Genomic DNA, 23403 nt, shown 5'->3' with positions numbered 1-23403 from the left:
GTAACTGCCCTCGATTCCACATTCTCCAAGCAGTGTCATAACTGATCCCTTTTTTCTTAGCATAATCTGATAGTTTCATGTGAACTGCAATGTAAACTTACACTAACCATATTAGCAGTTGTTTGCAGTCATTTGCATATATTTTTTACAAAACTTTACAATACTAAATCCTGTTTAAAGGGTTAATTATTGCTACTATGGCAAGAGTGCCTCTTGCCTGACTTCCACCAGAAGTCTGTTGGTAGCTTCGGGAATTGTCAAAACCGAGATGTAGTTACTCATTGAACGCCACAAAGGCCAAAATATGGAGTATTATTTATGAGCCATTTATCCCTATCCGAACAGATTAACGCAGAACTTCTGGCAATCCTGATCGAAGAGGAAGTCACCTATCCCTGGGATGTAACCGCTGTTGAGGGTAATGATCCCTTAGATGTCACGGAAACGCCTTTTTCTCTGTGTGAAGGACTAGAAGCGACGGCGATCGAGGCACAAGCTCATAGATTCTTTAGCAGTTTACACCAAAAATTCCCGACAGTTTCCGTTTCATCCCGGTCTAATATCTTTGATAAATTTGCCTCTTTACTGCCAGCCGAACATTTAAATCGTCTAGTAGAAAGTGCTGAAAATCTAGTTAATAGTCAATTAGATAACTTCGATCGCCTTGTTGTTTGTCTTAGCGAGCTTTTTCCCCAATGGTCTCCAGAAGATTTACAGGTTTTTGCCCGTCCCTACGCCTATACTATGCGTAATGGCCAGAGCAAAACCACTATAGACACCGAAGATTGGCAAAGTCTTTCCGAAATTGAACAAATTCGCCGGAGTGCAGCCATCGCCAGCCAGATTTTCCGCGACTTGTCTTCTCCTGAATAGTCATCTCGTTATCAGCTGCACTGCATTGAAACTGCCTATTAGACCTCCACCTAATATTATAGTCATTTCAATTAGGATTGAGAATATCAATGCCAGAGTTCATAAGGGTTCAACCAGTCTAGAGTGTATCAGAATTATCTGAAATGACTATATCTTAAGACTAAAAGTTTTTCTAGTTAAGGAATCTAACCAAATAAAAATGATTTTAATTGTCTCATATTTTTTCAGTGAAATTGAATTAGCAACGATAGATACACATTTTAGTAGCTTAGAACTACTCAGTTAGTACAAAAGCTAAAAGCAAGCTGTGATTGGGTTATAATTTTTGGAAATGTCTATTAGATATTTTAGTACAAATGCTCAAACTCTCTCTCCCCGCTCCATCTCCCCCTTCTCCCGTCTCCCCTTACCGATTACTGTTTACCGATCACTAAAAAACCCCTACTCCCAATTCGGAGATATTGCTAGGGAAAAACGAAAAGTGCTGCCTTTACCTAATTCACTTTCTACCTCCATTTGACTTTGGTGTAATTCCACTAAACGACGGGTAATCGCTAAACCAATACCACTACCCCCAGAATAACGGGAACGAGAACGATCAGCCCGCCAAAAGCGCTCGAAAATAAAGGGTAAATCCTCTGCTGCGATGCCGATTCCCGTATCGATAACGGCAATTTGTAGGCGATTTTTGTCCCTTGTCACTTGCAGGGTAATTGCACCATGATCGGTGTAACGAATGGCATTACCGAGCAGATTAACTAAAATTTGTTCAAGGCGATCGGGATCGGCCATGACAGATGGTAAATTGGGGGGACAATCTAACTGTAAAGTTGGTCCATCTTCTAATAATTGATCGGCGAATTTTTCGATAAGAGAATTTAACAAACTTAATAAATTAACAGGTTGCAGTTTAATCGAGAGATAACCAGATTCCGCTCGCGATAGCTCCTGTAGATCGTGGGTTAAACGTTCTAACCGGCGGGTTTCTTTGACTAATTTCTGATAAAGTTCTGGATTAGGTTCGATCGCACCATCGGCTAATTCTTCTAGATATCCCCGTACCACAGTTAAAGGGGTGCGTAATTCGTGGGTAAGATCACCGATTAATTCCTGGCGACGTTTTTCTACATCAGCTAAACTAATCGCCATCTGATTAAAACTGATGGCTAATTGATTTAATTCTGGTATTTCGCTTTCTGGAACTCGCGCCGATAAATCCCCTTCCGCAAAATTTTTAGTGATTTGTTTGATTTGTTTTACTGGTTTCATAATACGTTGGGAAACCAAAAAACTCAGATAACCAGCCGCACTTCCTCCCGCAATAAATGACCAAATAGCACTACTATCCCAAGCCGTCTCAAAACCCCTAACCAAGAAAGTTCTCGCTGAACGCACGGTAAAAAATCCCTGCCTTTCTAACTGTTCCAAACGTAAAACAAACATTCGCGGAGAAGATAATTTAGCAATGATAATAAAGCTACTCAATCCCACCACCATAACGAGGAGATGGGATAAAAATAATCTGGTTCCTAAGCTCAATTTTGGTGTCCGCATATTTGTTAAAAAACTCTATTTGTTGTCAGTATTATTGACCTTGTTTCTCATAAAGATGAAGTATAACAGGATTTGGCATCGACGACCGACAACCGAATCCAAAAAACGAAAACTTCCTACCTGACCATTAAGATAACTGCTATATAGCAGTTATCACACCTGTGTGGCACAGTTTAACCTTTGCTGATTAAGCTTTTCAACATCTATAATGTACCTCTTGCGAACAGGAAACGCTATATATTCGCCCACAGCATCTTGAATAAACTGACGGGAGAAAAAATCCTCATAGATATCTTCAGGGATGGCTCAATAAAAGAACTCTATCGGGTTCTTCCTGTGGAAGAATCTCTCCTTAAGCCATGCTGTGAGGGAAGAATAGGTCAAAACCTAACTTTTTGCCGCTCTATGCTATCCTATCAAGATGCGCTACTCTGTTAGGAGATGATTTTGCTTGAGTCATCTGCTCAAAGTAGCGTCTGTTTTTTTAACCCTTACCCCCAAAAGAGAATCTTTTCTGTATGCTAGAGGCTAATAATCAGGGAGAGAATCAAATATTTCTCTATGAAGTTGTTTTTTCCGGTTCTTCTGGCTCTTTGCCTCAACGCTTCTCTCGGACAGTCCTGCGAATACCTAAAAGCCGCATGAGTCAAGAAACACAGCGCCTCCTGCGCCAAGGTGCCAGGATTCTTAGTATAAAGCCTCTTGACCCAGAAACTGTCTCCATTAAGCCTAGTTTACCACCTCAACCCTGGTGGATACAGATCATCACCACTCAGCCGAAATGTCTCTATTATTTCGGTCCGTTTGAGAGTTTTTCGGAAGCTTTATCCCATCAATCCGGTTATATCGAAGACCTACAATCGGAATCCGCCGTCGGGATTAACAGCGAAATTAAACAATGTCAGCCCGAGGTTTTAACTCAAGAAGATTTTTAATATATGGTATCCAATTATACAGATTTTTAGGGATAGTTAGTCTCCTCCTGTTTTCGTTTAATAATGCCTTGACCTTCACAGAATTTACAGGGGACGGATTCATTCTCTGTTTCTAGATAGATTCTTCCTTTGCCCTGGCAGTGGAGACAAATAACTTTTTCTTCCCACCAATAATTCTCTAAAAAAGCCTCATCAGTAATATAGGTAAAATCTTCAAACATTGGCTTGTCCTCCTATCGTTCAGATGGCTTAATCTGGGTTCACCTTTCAACCTGAGAAATGGAAAATCAGTTTTACCACCATCCTAAAAAAGATCAGGTTCATTCTCTGTGAAACTTAAATTACTTCATATTTATTTATATTTATTAATATAAAAATGAGTGTTCACTATCAATCCTTGCTAAGTAGCCGACGATAAATTTTCTTTCCCTTGCCGATGGCCCGTTGGCCCTTGCCTAAAAAAAATAGCCTGTCTGTTAGCTACGGTGAGAAAATGGGCATAATAGAGTAGTGGGCTGTACAATATTAACTGGCTCTATTCCATGTCATCAGCAAACGAGACCCCCCAGACCAAGCTGCCTTCCTTTGCCCAAAAGTTAGTGCAATCGGGTTATATCACTATCGGGCAACTAGAAAAGGCAATAATCCAGAAACAGAAAGGTCATCTATCTCTACTGGCAATTTTACCCCTGATCACCGGTCGTCCTTTACCCAAAGAGGCACTGGCATACTACCGACTCGAACAACTATCAAAACTAAAAGCCAAGTATGGGTTAGAATATCTTGACCCTGAGACTGAGACGATCAACTGGACAGAAATCGAAAATCTGTTTCGCACAGTCCTTCCCTTTGAAATTTGCCGTCGTTATCAGATCCTGCCCCTACAAAAACAAGAATCCGATCGCAAGGTTCTTCACCTAGCCATGGTCGATCCCGCTAATCAGGAAATTCTCGATGATTTACGTCGTATCCTCCGGGATAAAGAATTGCAGTTTGAGCGTCGTGTGATCGCTCGGGCAGATTACCAGAAATTGGTCGAAATCTATCGTTCTCGTCAAGAAGAAGCCCTATCTGGCCATCGTCTTCCCCAAGAACAGGATCTAAAGACCATAGTTGACATAACTGATATTTTTGAAGATGGCCAATCTCTCCCCCATCTCAACCGCGAATTAGCCGACGAGGATCTCGGGCTGATTCAAGAGGCCAATCAAGGGACGATCATCAGTGTCGTTAATAATATCCTTGTTCAAGCCATTGAAAGCAAAGCGACGGAAATTCACCTAGAACCCCAAGAAAATCAATTAACTATCCGTTTTCGCCAAGATGGTCTCCTGCGTTCTGCCGGGGAACCGATTTCTCGGGAAGCGACCCCAGCGATTATCTCACGGTTAAAAATTCTGGCTAACCTCGATGTCAGCGAGAAATCGCGACCCCAACAGGGAAAAATGACCAAAACTTTTTCCGGTCGCAAAATAGATTTTCGTCTCCACACCCTACCCAGTCAACACGGGGAAAAAATTCTCTTGCGGGTTTTTGATTCTCGATCCCCACTTTGGCCCCTCGATGAGTTGATTACTAGCCAAGAAACCTGTAAACTGGTACGCACCATGATCGAGCGCCAGGCGGGGTTGATTCTGCTCACCGCACCGGCCGGAGGCGGTTGTTCCACCAGTTTTTATTCTCTACTAGCCCATCGAAACCAGGGCGATGTTAATATCGCCACCGTGGAAACCTCGATCGAACGCGGCCTTAACGGTATTACCCAAGTGGAAATCGCTGATGGTCAAGGTCAAGATTATGCCTCGATTTTGCCCTCTTTCCGGAATCAAGATGTGGATATCATCGGCATCGATCGCCTGGTGGATTCTTCCACCCTTGCCCATGCCTTAGAAGCGGCCTTGACAGGACATTTAGTTATTTCTAGTTTACCCCTCAATAATGCCTTTGCCGCGATCGCTCGCCTCAATCAATTAGCGGAGCCGGCCCTAGTCGCCGATACCCTAGTGGGAGTGATCAATCAAAGACTGGTGCGACGGGTTTGTCAGGTTTGTCGGCTGAAACATCAACCAAAAAGGGAGGAATTAGCTAAATTTGGTCTTTCTCCCGCCCAAGCTGCTCAATACAGCTTTTATAAAGCTAATTCCCTCACTGCCGAAGAAATCATCCAAGCGCGGGAAAAAGGGAGATTATGCCGTCATTGTCACGGCATCGGTTATCAGTCCCAGATTGGGGTCTTTGAAGTAATCACGATTACCCCTGACCTCAAAACTTGCATCGCTGAGAATAAACCCGCCGATATGCTCAAAAAAGCGGCAACACGAGCAGGATTCAAGTCTCTCCTCGCCTACGGTTTGGAATTAGTCCGCCAAGGTTATACTACCCTAGAGGAAATCGACCGCGTCATGGCCGATAAATTAACTTTACCCTCCCTCTCTGCTGCCAATAATCCTGAGATTCCCCCGGATGTTTTCGGAAGAATCGAGGTGATCGAGCAGTTATTAAAAGCTCTCAATGGTGAATTACAGTTATTAAAGCAAGAAATTAGCCTAAATTCGCCCAAAAATTCTCCAAAGAGCGCAAATCCAACTATTATCGACCAGGAGCTACCTGATTTGACTAATTCAGTTCTTTCTTCCCGCAACCGGTCATCGGATAAGGAAATGATCGTTTCCGCTGCCCCTGTTTATGAGGAGTTAACCGACCCCGGCGATTGGGAACAGTTAAAACGGCAACTAGAGACGAATCAGGATCTGATTGTCTCCTCGGATTCAGAGGATCCTTTCTCTGTCGAAGTCAATACTTCTTTTCCTTCCGCCCTCGATCCTTGGTTCTAGTCGGGGAAAAGAATTAAAATTTAACCTGGGCAATATTTGAGGACTAAAAAGTAATGACCACAGAATTAGAAACCAAAAAAGTTACTCCTACTCGCTGTTTAGTTGGTGCGGCAATTTCGGCAGCACTGGGGACAATTCTCTATTATCTTACAGCAGCGATCGGTCATTCTTTTTACTCAAAACCGATGGTTGCTCACAGTCCGATCGCCTTGAGAATTGGCAGCGCTGTCCGGACTTTAGTTTTTGGTTTAGCTTCTCTAGGAACCTTTATTTTTATTTTTGTCACCATTGGTTTAATTCTTTTGGCTATCCAATTACTGCTTAAACGCCCTCAAAAAATATAAATTATAAATTATGAATTGGCAGTGGGGAAGTAGGGAAGTGGGGAAGTGGGGAAGTGGGGAAATTGTCTCATCACCCCAAGACCCCAACACCCCAACACCCCAAGACCCCAACACCCCAACACCTCCTAACACCTACCTCCTATCTCCTATCTCCTGATCACTGATTAACGGACATTTTGAGCGATAAAATCTTCGATTAGCTGTTCTAAAACAGCCGAGGAGGCGCGGGTAATCAGAAAACATCTAAACTCCTGGCCTTGACTGAGATATTGGGAATAGGCCGCCTGTAAAAAAGGTTTATAGCCGGGGTTTTTGCGAATATACACCTCAAAAAAGGCCAAAGATAGGGAATGAGCGTAACTATCGATCACATAGGGTGCCGGCAGGGTAAGATCGGCTACGGATTCGATCGCTTCGTTAATTCCCGCATCTAGTACCGAAAAATCAACGTGAGCTTGACCTTCAATCAGAGCTAAATATTTATTTTCAGTATTGAGCAGGGGAAAAGAGCGCACCTGTTCAAAAATAGCGGGGGTAGCGGGATCGTAGGTTCCTGCCGCCACAAAAGTGGGAATTTCGATCTTAGCCAGTCCTTTAGCCCCGAAAATACTCCAATTAAACGGATTAACCGCAAAAATCGCTTTTATTCTCGGGTCGCGAAAGTTGTATTCTTCTCGGGGTAAATCCAAAGCACGACACTGCAGCAAGAGGGAGACATTGAGAAAAGCTAATCTTCTTTGGCAGTCTCGTTGTAAATTCTCGAAATCGATCGTCGCTCCACCCACGGCTAAGGCTGTATAACCGCCGAAGGAATGTCCACCAACTCCCACATTATCTAAATCTAATTGCCCCTGAAATTCCCCCGCGTTGCGTCTTTGCAATTCATCGATCACAAAAGATATGTCCAATGGACGATCGACAAATTCGTTGGTATAAAAAACCATCCGCGATAAACCGGCCAGCAGATTCTGCACCTGTAGGGTATCGCTGCCAGAGTGTTGGGGTATGGCAACGAGATAACCGTAACTAGCCCAATGTTCCGCTTGTCGGACAAAATCTTCAGGACGGGAAGCTAAACCGTGGGAAAAGAGGATAACAGGGGTTTTCTGGGTTAATTGCCCCTTGGGTTTGACAATAATTAGATAAAGTTCCCTCTGACGACGGCTATCGGTTAAATCCAGCCGCATTTGTTCCACTTGTTGGGGTCCCGGTTGTCGGGGGTCGGTCATGGCGGTAAAATTAATTTCACCGGCCTTTTTAGCTTCTTCTAAGGATAATTGCGCCACCTTTTCCGTGAATACTGTGGTGGCTTTCAGGACGATATCGATCGCCCGAGCTAATCTTTGCACTTTTGTCACATCAATCTGCATATTAGTGGGCAGATTACGCAGCAGGTTAAGAATAGTTACCCCTCCCGGTTCAAAGGCTGATTTAACTAGGGCAGAACGCAGGGCAAATTTACCATTAATACCCCCTTGAATGGTGATCAGTTCCCCTAAAAGGTTGAGGATATCTTTCCCCATTGTGGAGTTAAAAAAGCGCGAGATCAGGACGGGATTAACTTCTTTACTTGTGGTTAAAGCTTGGCGAAATTCTTTTTGTTGTTCGGCGGTTGTATTACCTAAATATTGTCTTAGATTAGCGTCAATTCTGCCAGTTTTGGCGAACTTTTCTAGGGAACTAATTTCTAGGGTACGACTAAAGGGCGCTAAGATAAAAGTGATTCTCTCGGCCGAGAGGACAGGAAAGCTAGTCAGTATCGTTCCTAAGCAACCAAGAGCGATCAAGCGACCAATTTTAGCTAATTGCAACAAGTTTTTCTACTCCTTTTCTTTCTGCGTTCCTATTCCCCCTGGATTATAACAGTAACCTTTCAGTTTTTAACCGTTTTCTTGCTTGACTATCAACAAAAATTATCAATTTGCCACGGTCGATAATCTTGACCTAGAATAAGTACCTAGGCAAAATTAATTACACATATCTCACTACCTCTTGCATGAGTGCATGAGTGCCTATCCTAACCAAGAAATTAATTTTCCACGACTACTTAATAGGCAACAAGTCTCGAAAATTTCCATCTTGCCGATTTCAAGCTACTCACTGGTCGTGATTTCAGGGTAAAAATGCCAAAGTTGCCACTACTTTCACCCCAAATTCTTCCTCAAAAACAGGTTTTTTATAGTCTAGACTCCACAATTCTAAAGCACAATCATCTTCAGCATTATTGGGGAAAAGATGCAGATGTAGGGTTCTATATTCAGGATCGTACTTACATTCAATCTTTTTAATTGCTCCTATTTGTCGTCGATCTAAAGCCACAGCCAAGCGCAGTATAGCACTTAAATGTCTGACCATATACTGATAGTATTCCGTTAATTTCATAAAATCATCGTGCCTTTTCTTTGGTTTACTTTTGCGATGATAACGAGCGATATTAGCGATAACTTCTAACTCTATTTCCGTATAGCCCAACAGTTCACCATTGCGAATTAAATAATAGGAATGTTTATGATGGGCAGCATGACTAACATATAAACCACTATTATGTAAAATTGCCGCCGCCCATAATAGATCTTTAGCCTCCTGATTCCAAGAATGTAATTGTGCTTGGGTTTGCTCGAACAAAGACAAGGAAAATGTCGCTATTCTCTCGGCCGATTCTAAATTAACTTGATACTTTTTCGCTATTTTCAAGACACTGCGCTGACGGATTTCACTCTGATAAAGTAACCGATTATCAATTAACCCGTGCGTCAGCATCCAATCGACGATTACCCCTTCTCGCAACGCCCTTTCACAGAGAACTAACTTATCAACATCTAACATGGTCATCGCTTCCAAAAGCACGATCGAACCAGCTAGAATTATCTCGGCCCGTTTATCGGACATCCCCAGAATTGCCAGTCTTTGGTGATAGTCCAAAGTGGCGAAACGTTTGACCAATTCTTTGACATCTTTGCGTGTTAATTGATAACCATTTAAAGGATTGGGAATTTCACCCAATTTCTCCAAAGCATGGATAGTCATCAAAGTTTCGATCGTGCCAGAAGTTCCCACTAAACGCGGCACTTCTCCCACCTGTAAATGATGTTTAATTTCCTCTACTGCTCGCTCCAACATTCCCCTGGTGTATGCCCTTAAATAGGCTAATTCTGTGGTACTAATAGGATCGGTAGTGATGAAATCTTGGCTCAAACGCACCGCGCCGATTTTGGTACTACTAAGAAAGCGAATTTCTTGACTATCGGCTAAGATTAATTCCGTGGAACCGCCACCAATATCAATAATAATATGGGCTTGATTTTGGAAATCCATCCCCGAGACGACACCGAGATAAATCCGGCGCGCTTCCTCCTGTCCCGAGATGAGATTTACAGAAATACCGACTTCTTTCTCGATTAAAGCCAAAAATTCGTCACCGTTGGCCGCTTCCCGGGTGGCGCTGGTGGCCACGGCAATAATCTGATCCGCATGGAGACTAATAGCTAGATCGTGACAGCGTTTTAAAGCCGCGATCGCTCTTTCCATGGCCGCTAGGGTTAATTTACCAGTTTTCCTATCTCGATCGCCCAGACGGACTGTATCCTTTTCTCTGGCAATAATCGTAAAAGCGGGTAAAGACGGTTCAATTTTCACCACTACCATGTGAACCGAATTCGTACCAATATCGATCGCCGCTAGGATTTGGACATCGGGGACTTTTGCCAGGGGCGCTAGTCCCCAATTGGGTGTAACTTGATTAGAAATATTCACCATCGCTTATCAGTGATCAGTTACCAGTCGGGGGATAGGTGTTAAGGCTGGTCTTATTATCCCTCTAATTGTCCGCCTCGGCGCTGCAATTTTAGCTTTGTATAGCATTCATTCGTCAATATACAATTTTCGCTGCTCCAGGGCCAATTGCTGGAATTCCCCTTCCCCAAATTCTCCCTGCTTGGGACGGCGCTCTTGGTCGGACTCGACTAAATAGATATAATCACAATCAACCCCTTCTAGATTGGTATTTTCGGCGATTTTCCAAGCTTCGATACAAGCGCCCGTCAGGGTGGCTGCCTGTAAATTGGCTCTCATCACGTTACTATGGGCTAAATTGGCCCCTTCTAGATTGGCGTAGGCTAAATTTGCCTCGCTGAAATTTGCCCTAGTCAGGTTGGCATTTTTGAAGTTAAACCCAGAAAGATTTAGTCCGCGAAAATTATAGCCAATATAAGCTTTATTTTCCCCTTGACCAGTAACGAGAAGATTTCTCATCGCCACTTCGTCCAAAATTGTCTTTTCCCAACGCGCTCGCTCGATGCCCGATACCAGATAAAATCGAGTTCTAGTTAAATCTTTTGCCCTTAAATCAGTGGCTTTTAACTGCGCTCCCGTGAAATCCGCTTCTTTAAGATTTGCGCCGCAAAAATTTGTACCTTTACTGGCTAAAAAAGCAATTGCTATCGATTTCGTGATTGTTTGTCTCGATTCTTCTAGGGACAACCAAGCCAGATAAGCGGTGAATAAAGTACCACAAACCCCAACAATCAAAGCTATAGAAAAAGTTCCATTCATCACGGCTATTCCTGCTAATGCTCCCTGAAAAGCCAAGATAATTACTGTCAATAAAGTTAAAATTAAGCTGATGGAAATTGCTAGGATAAAACTTGTTGATTGACCAGAAATCAAGGATAAAACTAAGGGTAATCCCCCAACTCGCTGACGATAAAATCTTCCATAAATTAGGGATAAAATCGTGATTATCACCGCACCAATGATTTTAAATTGGCTTACATCCGTCACCAGCATTAAAGCTAGATAATACCCAGTTAATCCCCACAGATAGCCGCAGAAAGCCGCTATTAACCAAGAAATTAAAATTAATTGTAGCCGACCGCGCTTTAGTAATCCTGCCCTAGCCTCGGTAAATTTAGTTCCCTCTAAAATAGCCCCTTGAAAATTAGTACCACGCAGATCTGCTTGACTAAAATTAGCCCCCGATAAATTCTGTCCGCGAAAACACTGTCCTTTTAATTTTACTCCTGTAAAATTGCGTTTCCCTTTGGCATATAAATCCAGTACCTCACTTGCTTTCATAAGACCTCTTACAGAAATCAAAAATCATTTTTAGGGTTAGGAGTCAGTAGCTAGTAGTCAGTAGTCAGTAGTCAGGAGAATTAAGAATGAATAATAATCAATTAAATGGTCTATTTAAAGATTTTGTGTTATTTAATCCTTATTATTGCTGTTTTTGAACCATGAAAAATTAATTATGCAGGAGGTTTATAGAAATTACGGAGATCTGTTTTTTGCTTGATTAATTAATTTAATTGATAAGTACCTAAGCAAAATTAATTACACATATCTAACCCTGCTCTTGCCTCTTGCCTCTTGCCTATCTTCACTAGGAAATTAATTTTGCACGACTACTTAACACCTTTTATCTTTTTAAAATTGGCTTTGGTTATTTTTTGGCAATTTATACTAATACTAAATCCAGTTATTAAAAACTGATTATTTATTCCCTTTTGCATGAGTGCCTTTTGCATGAGTGCCTCTTGCATGAGTGCCTCTCCTGATAACTAGCCTGTACTCAACGGATTTAGTATAAATCGGTTTTTAATAGTGCGATGAACTCCCAAGTTATGGATTGTTTCTCCCCGCTCTCCCATACCTTGTAAACAGGATTGAGTATAATGCAGATTTAACTGGACAGACCCCTGGGGATGAGGGACTTTTTTAGGGGTAATCCACGGCAAAAACAGCCTCTAAAACTGATTATTGACCCGGACTTGGTGCTTCTATCGGGGACTCCGGGGAAAGGGGAGTCGATTCAACTATTGGCGGTGGGGCCGGAGGTTGGAGAATATTGCGCCAGCCTTGCATTTGGGAGCGAGCTGAACTGTAGGCGGTACTTTCCCGGGATACGGATTCAGCAAGGCGAATAGCTTCCAGATAACGGCCGTTATTAGCTTGATCCGTGGCTAAAGACAAAAGCTGATAACTCCAACGTTCCAGCAATTCAGTCCGTTGCACACCCGCATCGGTTTGAGTGGAAATATTGGTAACTAAAGCAATCGCCCGGGTTAAACCTTCTGGGGTTCCCGTCGCCGCTAATTGATTAGCCTGTTGGAGATTTTGACGGGACCGCAACTCTCGGCGCCAACGACGGATATTTTGGGAAACTTCCGAGGAAAGAGCGCGACCGGGGGGAATTTGATTGGCAGTTTCGATCGCTGTGCTGTAGTCTTTGAGATTGGCCAAAGCTTGAGCCTGATCTAAAATAGGTTGATCCTCCATGCGTTCAATCCGCACTTGCCAGCCGCGAATTTCCCGTTGAGCATCTCGGTATAGGGCCCGATTTTTACCAATGGCCCGGGCCTGAATAATAGCGCTACTGAGGGAGTTAATATCGCTGGGGAGAGCAATTTCTTGGGCGCGTTCTAAAATCGGCCGGTCTTCAATAACTTGTATTTGACGATTCCAAGAGCCAATTTCCTGCTGTGCTTGCGACCAGAGGGGATTATTCCGGGGAACCTCGCCCGCTTTCGCGATAGCGGCGCTATACTGCTCGATCGTACCTGCTTGTGCTAAATCTCTAGCCTCAGACAGTATTTTTACATCCTGTACCTGTAACTGCCAGCGCTCCTTCATAGCTAGGGCCGTTTGATGGAGGGGTCGAGAAGGGTCGATTTGTTCTAGTCCCAGTATGCCGGCTTCTAATCCGTCCACCGTGCCGGTTTCCGCATCTAAGGCCGCCGTGGACAAGACAGACCAATCGGTGATATCTGCTTTAATTTTGAGGTCTTCGGGGCTTTCGTTAGCCAAATCCCGGAGAGATTGCCATTGCTTCTGCTCAATTAATCTTTCGGCGTATTCTTTTAGTTTATCCTCGGTTTTCCCGATTAATTTTTGTGCCTCCTGATAGGCATAACTGCTGGCTTGAATTTTTCTAGCTTCTTCGATGACTTTGAACCAATTGTCGAGACCGCCCCGGGCAAAGAGATTAAAGGCATTATCTAATTTACTGCTATCTTCCCGGGCAACGGTAATTTTAGCGATCGCTTCATTATATTTAACCGTTGCCCAATATTCGTTATTTAAGTTCAATAAATCCACTGCTAGACGGAAAGATTGATTCCAGTTGGAAGCGCGGAGATTTTCTTCTAGTTTGCTTAAGATATCGTTGCCTTCCGTCCAAGTTCCTTGCCACTTAGCGATTCTTTCTTCAATAATTGCCGCTACTGCCATATTATTGGGGATTTGACGAGCTTTAGCGATTGCTTGCTCTAAATTTCCCGCTTGATAGTCTTTTTCCGCCAAATTCAGGATATCTCGCGCCCATTCTTCCACCTGTTGATTAACTTGCGATCGCAAGGGATGGTCTTCGGGTAAAGCTTCCACTAGGGCAATTGCTTCGAGTAAACCTGCCACGGTGCGACTATCGGCGGAAAGTTGAGCGCAGTAGAGACGTAGGGAGGCGGAAGCGATAGGCCAGAAGATTTTCGGGCAATTGGGCGACTTCTGCATATTTAATAACTGCCAAGTGGCGAGAAAGCCAACACCGCCAAAGACGACCACAAATAAAGCCGCCCAAACTTTCCAAGTGAAACGATGCTGGTATCGGTACCAAAAGAGAAAAAGAAAAGACCTAGTTGTCTCTGGCCAACGAGTCAGGGAGTCAATCGATTCTCGTTTGACCAGATTTTTGGTTAATTCTTTTCCTTTAAACATTCACGACTCCCTAGCAGATATTTTAGATAGATTTTACCCTAATGGCGCTCATTGCCCGACTTCTCAGCAAGATTCAGCCTGTAGAGACTGGACTAATTCGATTAATTGTGTCTCGTTGGCATTATACACTTCCCGACAAAACTCACAGATGGCTTCCGCTTGTTTATCCTTTTCGATAATGTCTTTTAATTCATCGACACCGAGGAATTTTAAAGCTCCTAGGGCCCGTTCAAAAGAACAATCACAATCAAAGCGCAGCAGCTGCACAGCCGGAAAAATTTCTAGACCCATATCTCCCAGAAGTTCCTGAAAAATATCTTCTAGACTTTTTCCTGCGCGTAAAAGGGGCGTAAATCCCGTTAATTTTCGCAATCTCGACTCTAAACGAGCCACTAAGACCTCATCCCGGGCTGCTTCTTTGGAGAGAACTTGTAATAAAATTCCCCCAGCTGCCGTTACTCCTGTGGTCGTACCGACAAAAACCCCCACTTGCAAAGCGGAGGGAATTTGTTCCGATTGGTCTAGATAGTAGGCGATATCTTCCCCCACTTCCCCAGAAACTATCTCGACGATGCTTTCTTGAAGTTCATTTCTCCCCTCGCCTTTTTCTTCGCGTAAGACCCGCACATAACCCTTGTCACCGACGGCGCGACCCACATCTAATTTACCCTTAGCATTGGGGAGTAATTCCACCTGGGGACAGTCCACATAACCCCGCACCGTGCCATCGAGTCCGGCATCAACCAAGACCCCACCTAGAGGACCATCGCCTTTAATGCGAATATTGACCCTAGAACCGGGTTTTTTTAAACTGGAAGCCAGGAGTAAAGCCGATGCCATCGTGCGACCGAGAGCGGCGGTGGCTACGTTAGATAATTGATGTCTTTGGCGGGCTTCTTCGGTTAAACGGGTGGTAATCACTCCTACTACTCTAATTCCCCCATCGGCGGCTGTGGCGCGGATTAATTTATCTGCCATACTACTTACTGTTATCCTTGGAAAACGTTGTCCCGATTTTTAGTTATTCTTTAACTAACTTAACAAAAATTATTAGACAATAATATGTTCGGCAATTTTCAACAAAGTCAGCTGCGTATCGAAATCTCGGCCAGTGAACAGGCTATCCGGGATAGTTTGCTCAAAACTGCTCATCTCCGTCAATGGCTGTGGCCGCAAATGCTCTCACCCAATCTACCCGATAAATTAGAGGAAGGTTTGACTTTTACCTCTTGGTTAGGTTTAATCCCCGTACAACATCAGGTTTTATTGGCCAATGACCAGTGTTTACGCTTGCTTTTGAGTCAAGGTATCGATGGCTATCACGAATGGTATTGGGGCGATGGTTGGTTACAATCGCGGTTAGAAGGCATTTCTCTCCTTCCCCTCAATCTCGGTCAAACTCTCAGTTTATTGAAATTACGACTATTTCTGAGCAATCAAAAGTAATCAGTGAACAGTAATCAGTAATCAGTGAACAGTAAACAGTAAACAGTAAACAGTAAACAGTGAACTAAAAACTCACATCTGGTAACGGATAACTGATAACTGATAACTGATAACTGATTAAGGTTGAGTTCCACCGAGACGGATTTCACATTGACGAGCATCGAGGTTACTTAGAGAAGTTCCATTATAAGTGCCTTGTTTAATTATTCCTAGCATAGAAGCGATAACTAGACATTTTTTTTCTTGGTTGGGATAGGGATCGGCGGTGGCATCGGCGGCGGAATATAATACGATTATCGCTTGATCTTCTGGCGGATCAAAGGTTAACCCCGGCACATGACCCCGAAAGGAAAACTGCACTCCCGGACTGCTGCCCTGGAGAGGAAAATTATTCACCACCATAAATACTTCCTCTGGCAGACTTAAGAAACCCCCATTAGTATTAGTCGCCACTAAACAACCTGGTTCACTGGCGGTTATTTGCGAGTAAACCGTGGGATTATTGCCAGTCCCGCCAGTAAAATTAATCGTGCAATTCCTCCCCAGACGGATAGCTTGTCTTTGGGCATCCTCTAGGGCTAATTGTATAGAATCGGTGACTTCTTTGACTTTATTGCTATTTAACCAAGCTGATAAATTAGGTAGGGTTAAGGCGGCAAGAATTCCCGTAATTGCCAAAGCTACTAAAATTTCTAACAGGGTAAAACCCTGATTTTTATGGACATTTAAACGACGCATCGGGAATCACCTCGACAGAACTTCTGGCAATAATATTTTCTTGGTTTCGGTCATCGTCAGCAGTTTGACCTGTTGCTAACTGGACTTGATAATCAATACGGAGACGATGGGGATTAGCCGAAGTAATATTAAAAGTTCGATAGAGAGAATAGTTTTTCCCGACAATTGTTCGGTCGGGGATGGGAGTAGCCGTTAGTTGTCCTCTTAAAGCTGTGGCATAACCCTGATTGATATTTGTACACACATCCTCACTGACATTAGGGTTGGCAGGACTGGAGTTGACATCTAAACTCGAAGCTAAATATTTGACATCCTCAAAATCTTCTTGTATCCAAAAGTTAGCTTGAGCCTGTCTTTCTGCCCGAACTTTATATAAGGCAGTGAATGCCATTAACTGTAGGGTTCCTGTTGAGAAGGCGGCAATAGTTAAAATGGCAATCATCACTTCTAACATCGAGAAACCGGACTCAGACGAAGGCAGTTTTGACTGTATCCCCTTTCCTTTTGATTTCACTTTTTCCCCCCCCGTTTTTCCCGAAAACTACTGGCTTTTTTAGCTCTCAACTACAGATTACCCAGATAATCGAATATTTCTAATTTTAGTCAGGGAATTAATTCCCCGAAAACCCTATTTTTCAATTGAGTCAGATTGTCTAAGTAGCTGATTATAATTAAATTAAAGATAGATTCTGGGTTCGATCCCCCCTTAATCCCCCCTTGATAAGGGGGGTGCTGATCCCCCCTTAATCCCCCCTTGATAAGGGGGGCATCCGCAAGTTTTTAAGACCTACCTACTTAAACTCTCATTCAGTTAGCATTGTACACTAATCTAGTCTGTGTCTGTGGTTGCAATCGGCGATCGAGATTACACTTAACCAGTAATATTAGAGCCACTAACAGCTTATCCGCCTAAAATAGCAATTCCTACGCCAATTAACAGAATTAATCCGCCATAAATGACTTCTTGGGCTGGTATTTCACCAAAAATGAATACTCCTAACAGACTAGCGGCGATTGGCTCTAATAAAATTACCATGGTTACTATTGTCGGTGCTACCCATCGCAAAGCCCAGTTAAAGCTAGTATGACCGATTAATTGCGGAAAAATCGCCATCATTAACACATAAACATACACGGATAGGGGATAGCTTTCGTAATCTTGACCAAATAAAAAAACAGAAGGCAATAAGGCTAATCCTGCGGTAGTGTAGGCTACAGTTATATAATTCTTAATATTTAAGCCCTTTCTTTGTGCTTCCCGTCCGAGGAGAATATAACCACTGACGAGAATTGCCCCAATTAAAGCCAAGCTATTGCCCAATAAAGGGTTAGGATAAGAACTACTGAGATCTCGATCGGCTAAAACAATCAATAATCCCCCCGTTAGAGCCACAAAAATGCCGATAAAGGTTAATTTAGTCGGTTTTTCTCGAAACCACCACCAACCCAACAGGGAAACCCAGAGGGGATTAGTAGTGACTAAAGTGGTAGAAGCGGCGATCGAGGTGTAGGATAGAGAAGTAATCCAAGTAGCAAAATGGAGAGCTAAACAAAATCCTGCCCCCACTGCGTAATAATAGGCTTGAATAGGGACTTTTTGGCGTGATAAGGTCAACCAGTTCGGAATTAGGACAACAGAAGCCAAGATCAGACGAGAAGTGGCTAGAAATAAACTAAATGCGATCGTAGCATTACCTACCGCTTCGATCGCTAACCGGATAAAAATTGCCGATGCAGAAACCGACACCACACCGATAGTTAAAATAAAAATAATTTTGGCGTTAGAAGGAGGCAAAATAGGCTACGCTTACGCGATGATCAATGATGTTATTCACCAGTTATTTTAACCGTAGGCAGTAGCCGGTCGTCAGTAGCCGGTCGTCAGGAAATAGGAGATTATTTTATTTATTCTCCCCACACCCCACACCCCACACCCTACACCCCACACCCCACACCCCACTTCCCCACACCCCATCACCCATTCACTTGATCTATGGAACTACCAGAATTAAATATAGAGACAATTTGGGCGATTATTAACGATGAAATTGACGACGAAACCGTTAATAAATTAGTCTGGCAAAGTTTAGGTTATCGTTACGATGAAAGTCAAGGAAAATGGGATAATAGTCAAGTAGAGGAAGATTGGCGCCGTGAATATCCTGAACCACCGGATTTTATTGCCAATCGTCCCCCAACAGTAAAATTAACTCGATCGATCTTGCCAGAAAATAAACAATTATTAAAAGATAAATTGGGGTTTACCGGTTATAAAATTGGCGAATTCAATCCCCGCATGACTCGCCGTGCCACCGCCGCTAATTGGTTGTGCTTTTATGCGTTAAAATAGATCAGGAAAGTTATTTTATCAAGCTTCTAGCATGGTCACTATCCCTGTCAAGTCCTCCTCTCATCCCCTAGCATCCTATATTGAGCGTCTCACGGCTGGGGAAGCATTGTTAAAAGATACTCCCCAGAATTTGATCGAGGTGGTGGGTATCTTGAAAAGTTACGGGGTGGTGTTAGATGCTTATTCCAAAAATTTAATTTATATTGCGGAAAATCAGTTTTTGGTTTTTTTCCCCTTCTTTAAATATTTTAATGGTCAAGTATCTTGGCAGAAATTACTACAACACTGGTGGCATAATCGCATTAATTTTGAGTATGCTGAATATTGTATGAAAGCGATGTTTTGGCATGGTGGGGGTGGTTTAGATAGTTATGTAGATGGTGCCGCTTTTCGGGAAGTGACAGCCAAGGTTATTCAAGCCAAATTTAGTAATAATCCCCTAGTTTTAAGTTTAAATAAAGTCTTTCCTGAATTTTTGCCAGAACAAATGCGGATGATGGCCTACTATAGCGGTTTAGGTCAATTTTGGCGAATTATGGCCGATACTTTTTTAAGTTTATCCGATCTCTACGATGCTGGAAAAATTACCAATATTCCCGCAGTGGTGGCACACATTAAGAAAAATTTAGTTGATAATGCTAGTAAACCAATTGTCTATCAGGTAAAAATCAAAGGACAAACCTATGATCTGATTCCCAAATCGGCAGGATTAACCTTTCTTGCGGATACGGCAATCCCCTACGTTGAGGCGGTTTTCTTTCGCGGAACACCTTTCCCCGGTACAATTTCCTATAATGCCCAAGCCTATCAAATTCCCTACGATCAAGGAATGTTTGCCTATGGTGCTTTGTATGCGGATCCTTTACCCATCGGAGGTGCAGGGATTCCTCCCACACTATTAATGCAGGATATGCGTCACTTTTTACCAGATTATCTGCACGACATTTATAAAAAGAGTTTTCGTCAAGAAGAAGATTTATTAGTCCAGATCTGCGAAACTTTTCAAAAGTCGATGTTTTGTGTGACAACCGCAGCCATTCAAGGATTAGCACCTTACCCTTTAACTACCACAGATTTAAAAGAACAAAAAGCCAATCGCATCTATCTAGAAGCATGGATGAATCGCTTTGTTAAGTCAAGATTAGAAGCGGTAAATCAATAATTATTTTGCCGATAAATCCGTAGTTTTTGCAGTCAACAAACCCCCTTACATTTATGTCAGATATTAACGTCCAACTTCAGGATATTTTAGCTCAATTGCAATCTTTAACCGAACGGGTTGCCCTCATCGAAGCGCGGCAGATGTTAGTACCAGACATCGAGCGCTATGGTAAATTACAGCAATTCCTAGCTGAGGGGAACTTTAGGGAGGCAGACGCAGAAACTCTCCGAGTTATCCTCGAAGCTGCTGGCAGAACCCGCGATACTTTAACCCCAGAGGATATGATGCGGTTTCCTGTTAATGTGATTCGGGTACTCGATCGCCTTTGGAAAAATTATAGCGGCGATCATTTCGGTTTTAGCGCTCAGGTGAAGTCATATTTTGCCGCCGGGGGTGATATTAACACCCTGCGAACCCAAGATGCGGAAACGATTAAAAAATTTGGGGAATTGGTAGGATGGCGCGATAAAGATCAGTGGCGTATCGATGATTATGATCACTGGGATTTTAGTCTCGCAGCTCCTCAAGGTTGTTTTCCCGCTCTCTGGTGGAAGTCTCCCTACGGGTTAAAAATGGTGACTTTTTGCTTTACTCGCCTGATAGAGTGCGATTTATAGGCAATGAAGGGAATTATCGGCTATTTTCATGCTTTATTATCCCCCCAATTTGCTCCCACCGGGATAAGAGTGGCTGTGGTAGTGGGGACAATTTTATTGACAATTAACCACGGTTATGCTATAATCAGCGGCCGCATGACAAGCGATCGCTGGATGGCTGCATCACTGACTTATCTAGTTCCCTATCTGGTTAATATTCATGGGCAGTATAGCAGTTATCGCCGTCAGCAGTGGCCGAAAAAATCCCAGCAATAAAGGCAATTTTGAGCGGTTAGGTGACAATTATTGAGAGCTGCAAACACCCCCTGATACTAAATCCTGTTTAAAAAGTATAGGATAGTGGGGTGTGGGGTGTGGGGTGTGGGGTGTGGGGAGAAACAATTCATAACTTGAGAGTTAATCACACTATTACAAAGGGATTTGGTATGATTAGTCGAGGACTGCTTTGATAGCGATCAAGACAAATATTCAGGAGTTCGATTTACCATGGCTACTGTTTTATTGAACACTGGCGAGTTCCGAGAAATCCCTGATGATCAGTTAATTTCTTTCCTCCAGGAAAACCGAGATTTGATTCAAGATCGACAATCACGCAGAAAAAGAGCGATTAAAAGACCTATACCGTCCAATGTAACCTCTTTCGAGTCTTTTAAAGTATAAAATGCCAGCAGTATCTACTCTAGGCTAAGATTAACTCCCTTAGCTGGGATTTGCTGAATAAATCTAAAAACCTTGTTGGGTAAGACTTTTAGACTTTTTGTCAATCAAAAAGTACCGGGCATGGGAGTGATCAGGGGGAAAATCCCTGGACTTTTTCCCTGAAAATTAGGTAATTGGCCCCCTCAAAATCGGTAAAACCCCACACCCCACACCCCACACCCCACACCCCACACCCTGCCACCACCGAAAAACTTTTTCAGCAGACCCTAGCTAGGATTTGATAAATGTGATCGCTCTCTTTTCAGTAAGGCACTCGCGAGAAAAATACCCAGTATTGCCAATACAGCCATAGCATAAAAAGCATAAGTGTAAGTACCGAACCAATCGCGAATTCTACCGGTTACTAAAGTTCCGATCAAAGCGCCGACACCGTAGGCAGTAAAAACAATACCGTAATTTTGGGCGTAGTGGTCAGGATTAAAGAAGTGGAGAGTGGTAGCGGGAGCTAGGGCTAACCATCCCCCTAAACAGAACCAAAATAGACAAAAAGCCACTAGATAGCTACTAACTGCCCCTTTTTCGGCCTTGACCATCAACAGACAACCGATCAAAATGAGTGTATAAGCCCCGATCGCTAGATAATGGGGTTTCCAGCGATCGCTCAACCAACCGAACAAAGGACGACTAATACCATTAAACAAAGCAAATAGAGCAACACTACTAGCGGCTAACCCCGGCTCGATCTGGATAATTTCCTCAGCGACAGGACTAGAAATACCGATGGCACTCAAGCCAATTAAAGCACCAATGGCATAGCAAAGCCATAAGCCATAAAATGAGCGACTTTTCAGCATATTCACCGGATAATTGGCCGGAAAGTCGGATTTTCGATTAGCTAAATTTGCGGGAGGTTGCCAGTCCCGGGGGGGCAATTTCATGGCGAGGGCAATCATCACAATAATTATTGTAAAGATAATCCCCAAAAATCTTAAACTTGGTCTAACGCTATATTCATTGATTAATCGATTGGCTAAAGGTGCGGTAATCAGGGGAGAAAGGCCAAATCCGATGATGGTTAAACCCACCGCTAAACCTTTTTTGTCGGGAAACCAGCGTGCCACCACTGCCATGGGAACACCGTAAGCGATGCCGACTCCCGTGCCAGCAATAACTCCGTAGGTCAGAATAATTGTCTGGATCTGAGCGGCAAAACTAGCGAGAATATAGCCTAAACCGACGATAATTCCGCCGATAGCGGTCATCCTGCGAGTGCCTACCCGGGGGATAAAAAAACCGGCGATCGGCATAGAAGCGGCATAAAATACTAGGGCCACAGTGTAGGGTAATAGGCTTTCCGTGGCGCTGAGATTTAATTCTGTTTCTAGGGGTTTTCTAAAGATACTCCATGAGTACACCGTCCCTAAACAGAGTAAAACGCCCATTCCTAGAGGTATTAATAACCATCTACCTTTGGCTGCGGGTAATCCCAAAACTGTCAACTCGGAATCGTAATTACTGGTAGTCATAGATTGCCGTGACTCTTTCTAGACTTGCTGGCCTGTATTCTAGATGAGATCATGGCTAATAGGGAAATTTTTCCAGAAAATTTTCCGATTGAAGCATCTATTTGGGTGGTTGCGATCGCACATGGAAAACGTAAACCTGATTACTGGAAAAAGCGAAATTTAGAATAATCGAGATACTCAAACCTAAACTAAAACCCTCCAAATTTACCGAAAAAGAAACCACAAAAGCCAGCTAAATTGCCCACTAAAATACCAAAAATGCCCCTTCATTCAGTTAGTTGAGGGGGTGTTTTTTTGCCCGTTGCACCAGAGCGACTTTAAAACAAGTTTCTTCAACTTTTTCAGGGGTAATGGCGATCGCTATCAGTACAATCAAAAAGCCCCAAAATCTTAATCGCTAGTTAGGGAGAGGAATGTAAAGATTTATTAAATATAGGGAAATTGCGGCATGAGATATGATTGATATGGTTGCCTATTAGTCTAAGTCAAATGAACATTGAACAAGTTATCATTAAAAACCTAAGAAAACTTCCCTTAGAAAAACAACAAGAAGTGTTATCCTTCACCGAATCTCTCACCTCAAGAATTTCCCTCCCTTCCCCAGATTATAGTCTCACTCCCCAGGAAAAAGCTCAAAAATGGCAGAAAGTAATC

Annotated in this window: 22 protein-coding genes and 1 pseudogene; 10 read left to right on the top strand and 13 right to left on the bottom strand. The window is 43.1% G+C overall.

Features of this window, described 5'->3' with window-relative positions:
* Window positions 1-79 (bottom strand): annotated as a pseudogene (locus IM496_RS10690) (IS607 family transposase); the annotation flags it as partial.
* A 239-nt stretch (window positions 80-318) separates the two neighbouring features.
* Between IM496_RS10690 and IM496_RS10685 the strand changes: the two are divergent.
* Window positions 319-873: a hypothetical protein gene (locus tag IM496_RS10685; protein WP_104398071.1), complete on the top strand. Its 555-nt coding sequence runs from the start codon at window positions 319-321 to the stop codon at window positions 871-873.
* A 441-nt stretch (window positions 874-1314) separates the two neighbouring features.
* Here IM496_RS10685 and IM496_RS10680 read toward each other — a convergent pair whose 3' ends face one another.
* On the bottom strand, window positions 1315-2427 hold the full coding sequence (locus tag IM496_RS10680; RefSeq protein WP_104398072.1) for a sensor histidine kinase: 1113 nt from the start codon (window positions 2425-2427) through the stop codon (window positions 1315-1317).
* A gap of 518 nt (window positions 2428-2945) precedes the next feature.
* Between IM496_RS10680 and IM496_RS10675 the strand changes: the two genes are divergently transcribed.
* The gene (locus tag IM496_RS10675) at window positions 2946-3362 is read left to right on the top strand and encodes a DUF1816 domain-containing protein (protein ID WP_194017617.1); all 417 of its coding nucleotides are present in this window, start codon (window positions 2946-2948) and stop codon (window positions 3360-3362) included.
* Window positions 3363-3388: 26 nt separating this feature from the next.
* Here the strand turns inward: IM496_RS10675 and IM496_RS10670 are convergent, their stop codons facing one another.
* Window positions 3389-3583, bottom strand: a complete 195-nt coding sequence (locus IM496_RS10670) for a hypothetical protein (protein ID WP_185239920.1) — start codon at window positions 3581-3583, stop codon at window positions 3389-3391.
* Window positions 3584-3904: 321 nt separating this feature from the next.
* Between IM496_RS10670 and IM496_RS10665 the strand changes: the two genes are divergently transcribed.
* The gene (locus IM496_RS10665; RefSeq protein ID WP_194017619.1) at window positions 3905-6196 is read left to right on the top strand and encodes a GspE/PulE family protein; all 2292 of its coding nucleotides are present in this window, start codon (window positions 3905-3907) and stop codon (window positions 6194-6196) included.
* A 53-nt stretch (window positions 6197-6249) separates the two neighbouring features.
* Entirely contained in the window at window positions 6250-6540 is a 291-nt protein-coding gene (locus tag IM496_RS10660; protein WP_194017621.1) for a DUF3082 domain-containing protein, read from the top strand.
* Between the two features lie 164 nt (window positions 6541-6704).
* Here the strand turns inward: IM496_RS10660 and IM496_RS10655 are convergent, their stop codons facing one another.
* The 6 genes from IM496_RS10655 to hslO form a co-directional block, all read right to left on the bottom strand.
* Window positions 6705-8354 carry an alpha/beta hydrolase gene (locus tag IM496_RS10655; RefSeq protein WP_287661901.1) on the bottom strand — a complete coding sequence of 550 codons (1650 nt, stop codon included), beginning with the start codon at window positions 8352-8354 and terminating at the stop codon, window positions 6705-6707.
* 298 nt (window positions 8355-8652) lie between these two features.
* Window positions 8653-10296 carry a Ppx/GppA phosphatase family protein gene (locus IM496_RS10650; protein ID WP_287661900.1) on the bottom strand — a complete coding sequence of 548 codons (1644 nt, stop codon included), beginning with the start codon at window positions 10294-10296 and terminating at the stop codon, window positions 8653-8655.
* Window positions 10297-10401: 105 nt separating this feature from the next.
* The gene (locus IM496_RS10645; RefSeq protein ID WP_287661899.1) at window positions 10402-11613 is read right to left on the bottom strand and encodes a pentapeptide repeat-containing protein; all 1212 of its coding nucleotides are present in this window, start codon (window positions 11611-11613) and stop codon (window positions 10402-10404) included.
* 329 nt (window positions 11614-11942) lie between these two features.
* Entirely contained in the window at window positions 11943-12080 is a 138-nt protein-coding gene (locus IM496_RS10640; RefSeq protein WP_194016464.1) for a hypothetical protein, read from the bottom strand.
* A 214-nt stretch (window positions 12081-12294) separates the two neighbouring features.
* Window positions 12295-14250 (bottom strand): chromosome segregation ATPase, encoded by a 1956-nt coding sequence (locus IM496_RS10635; RefSeq protein ID WP_287661898.1) that lies wholly within the window; start codon window positions 14248-14250, stop codon window positions 12295-12297.
* 63 nt (window positions 14251-14313) lie between these two features.
* Entirely contained in the window at window positions 14314-15228 is a 915-nt protein-coding gene (gene hslO, locus IM496_RS10630; RefSeq protein WP_287661897.1) for an Hsp33 family molecular chaperone HslO, read from the bottom strand.
* An 84-nt stretch (window positions 15229-15312) separates the two neighbouring features.
* Between hslO and IM496_RS10625 the strand changes: the two genes are divergently transcribed.
* Window positions 15313-15696: a hypothetical protein gene (locus IM496_RS10625; RefSeq protein WP_002791292.1), complete on the top strand. Its 384-nt coding sequence runs from the start codon at window positions 15313-15315 to the stop codon at window positions 15694-15696.
* Window positions 15697-15813: 117 nt separating this feature from the next.
* Here IM496_RS10625 and IM496_RS10620 read toward each other — a convergent pair whose 3' ends face one another.
* The 3 genes from IM496_RS10620 to IM496_RS10610 all read right to left on the bottom strand — a co-directional run bounded on the left by IM496_RS10620 (window position 15814) and on the right by IM496_RS10610 (window position 18229).
* On the bottom strand, window positions 15814-16434 hold the full coding sequence (locus IM496_RS10620) for a prepilin-type N-terminal cleavage/methylation domain-containing protein (RefSeq protein WP_194016460.1): 621 nt from the start codon (window positions 16432-16434) through the stop codon (window positions 15814-15816).
* On the bottom strand, window positions 16412-16888 hold the full coding sequence (locus IM496_RS10615) for a type 4 pilin (RefSeq protein WP_194016471.1): 477 nt from the start codon (window positions 16886-16888) through the stop codon (window positions 16412-16414). Before IM496_RS10615 ends, IM496_RS10620 begins: the two co-directional genes overlap by 23 nt.
* A 447-nt stretch (window positions 16889-17335) precedes the next feature.
* On the bottom strand, window positions 17336-18229 hold the full coding sequence (locus IM496_RS10610; protein ID WP_194016458.1) for a DMT family transporter: 894 nt from the start codon (window positions 18227-18229) through the stop codon (window positions 17336-17338).
* Between the two features lie 198 nt (window positions 18230-18427).
* Between IM496_RS10610 and IM496_RS10605 the strand changes: the two genes are divergently transcribed.
* Genes IM496_RS10605 through nrtS form a run of 4 tightly spaced genes read left to right on the top strand, consistent with a single transcriptional unit; the run spans window position 18428 to window position 20818 of the window.
* The gene (locus IM496_RS10605) at window positions 18428-18784 is read left to right on the top strand and encodes a DUF1823 family protein (RefSeq protein WP_149976206.1); all 357 of its coding nucleotides are present in this window, start codon (window positions 18428-18430) and stop codon (window positions 18782-18784) included.
* Window positions 18785-18815: 31 nt separating this feature from the next.
* Window positions 18816-19946 carry a CO2 hydration protein gene (locus IM496_RS10600; protein WP_194018383.1) on the top strand — a complete coding sequence of 377 codons (1131 nt, stop codon included), beginning with the start codon at window positions 18816-18818 and terminating at the stop codon, window positions 19944-19946.
* Between the two features lie 53 nt (window positions 19947-19999).
* Window positions 20000-20563, top strand: a complete 564-nt coding sequence (locus IM496_RS10595) for a GUN4 domain-containing protein (RefSeq protein WP_287661896.1) — start codon at window positions 20000-20002, stop codon at window positions 20561-20563.
* A 3-nt stretch (window positions 20564-20566) separates the two neighbouring features.
* Complete coding sequence (gene nrtS, locus IM496_RS10590; protein WP_104398088.1) at window positions 20567-20818, top strand: nitrate/nitrite transporter NrtS; 252 nt, start codon at window positions 20567-20569, stop codon at window positions 20816-20818.
* 671 nt (window positions 20819-21489) lie between these two features.
* Here nrtS and IM496_RS10585 read toward each other — a convergent pair.
* Entirely contained in the window at window positions 21490-22749 is a 1260-nt protein-coding gene (locus tag IM496_RS10585; protein ID WP_194018418.1) for an L-lactate MFS transporter, read from the bottom strand.
* 459 nt (window positions 22750-23208) lie between these two features.
* On the opposite strand from IM496_RS10585, the gene IM496_RS22405 reads away from it, so the two are divergent.
* Window positions 23209-23403 (top strand): hypothetical protein (locus IM496_RS22405; RefSeq protein WP_353737635.1); only part of this gene is annotated, 195 nt, incomplete at its 3' end.

Source organism: Microcystis sp. M049S2 (assembly GCF_020245625.1).
GTDB classification, from domain to species: Bacteria; Cyanobacteriota; Cyanobacteriia; order Cyanobacteriales; family Microcystaceae; genus Microcystis; species Microcystis ichthyoblabe_A.
This window is presented reverse-complemented; position numbering and strand designations above follow the sequence as displayed.

Coding starts and splice junctions, on each gene's coding strand:
- IM496_RS10685 (WP_104398071.1), top strand. CDS start 319: ATGAGCCATTTATCCCTATCCGAACAGATTAACGCAGAACTTCTGGCA.
- IM496_RS10680 (WP_104398072.1), bottom strand. CDS start 2,427: ATGCGGACACCAAAATTGAGCTTAGGAACCAGATTATTTTTATCCCAT.
- IM496_RS10675 (WP_194017617.1), top strand. CDS start 2,946: ATGCTAGAGGCTAATAATCAGGGAGAGAATCAAATATTTCTCTATGAA.
- IM496_RS10670 (WP_185239920.1), bottom strand. CDS start 3,583: ATGTTTGAAGATTTTACCTATATTACTGATGAGGCTTTTTTAGAGAAT.
- IM496_RS10665 (WP_194017619.1), top strand. CDS start 3,905: ATGTCATCAGCAAACGAGACCCCCCAGACCAAGCTGCCTTCCTTTGCC.
- IM496_RS10660 (WP_194017621.1), top strand. CDS start 6,250: ATGACCACAGAATTAGAAACCAAAAAAGTTACTCCTACTCGCTGTTTA.
- IM496_RS10650 (WP_287661900.1), bottom strand. CDS start 10,296: ATGGTGAATATTTCTAATCAAGTTACACCCAATTGGGGACTAGCGCCC.
- IM496_RS10645 (WP_287661899.1), bottom strand. CDS start 11,613: ATGAAAGCAAGTGAGGTACTGGATTTATATGCCAAAGGGAAACGCAAT.
- IM496_RS10640 (WP_194016464.1), bottom strand. CDS start 12,080: ATGCAAGAGGCACTCATGCAAAAGGCACTCATGCAAAAGGGAATAAAT.
- IM496_RS10635 (WP_287661898.1), bottom strand. CDS start 14,250: ATGTTTAAAGGAAAAGAATTAACCAAAAATCTGGTCAAACGAGAATCG.
- hslO (WP_287661897.1), bottom strand. CDS start 15,228: ATGGCAGATAAATTAATCCGCGCCACAGCCGCCGATGGGGGAATTAGA.
- IM496_RS10625 (WP_002791292.1), top strand. CDS start 15,313: ATGTTCGGCAATTTTCAACAAAGTCAGCTGCGTATCGAAATCTCGGCC.
- IM496_RS10620 (WP_194016460.1), bottom strand. CDS start 16,434: ATGCGTCGTTTAAATGTCCATAAAAATCAGGGTTTTACCCTGTTAGAA.
- IM496_RS10615 (WP_194016471.1), bottom strand. CDS start 16,888: ATGTTAGAAGTGATGATTGCCATTTTAACTATTGCCGCCTTCTCAACA.
- IM496_RS10605 (WP_149976206.1), top strand. CDS start 18,428: ATGGAACTACCAGAATTAAATATAGAGACAATTTGGGCGATTATTAAC.
- IM496_RS10600 (WP_194018383.1), top strand. CDS start 18,816: ATGGTCACTATCCCTGTCAAGTCCTCCTCTCATCCCCTAGCATCCTAT.
- IM496_RS10595 (WP_287661896.1), top strand. CDS start 20,000: ATGTCAGATATTAACGTCCAACTTCAGGATATTTTAGCTCAATTGCAA.
- nrtS (WP_104398088.1), top strand. CDS start 20,567: ATGAAGGGAATTATCGGCTATTTTCATGCTTTATTATCCCCCCAATTT.
- IM496_RS10585 (WP_194018418.1), bottom strand. CDS start 22,749: ATGACTACCAGTAATTACGATTCCGAGTTGACAGTTTTGGGATTACCC.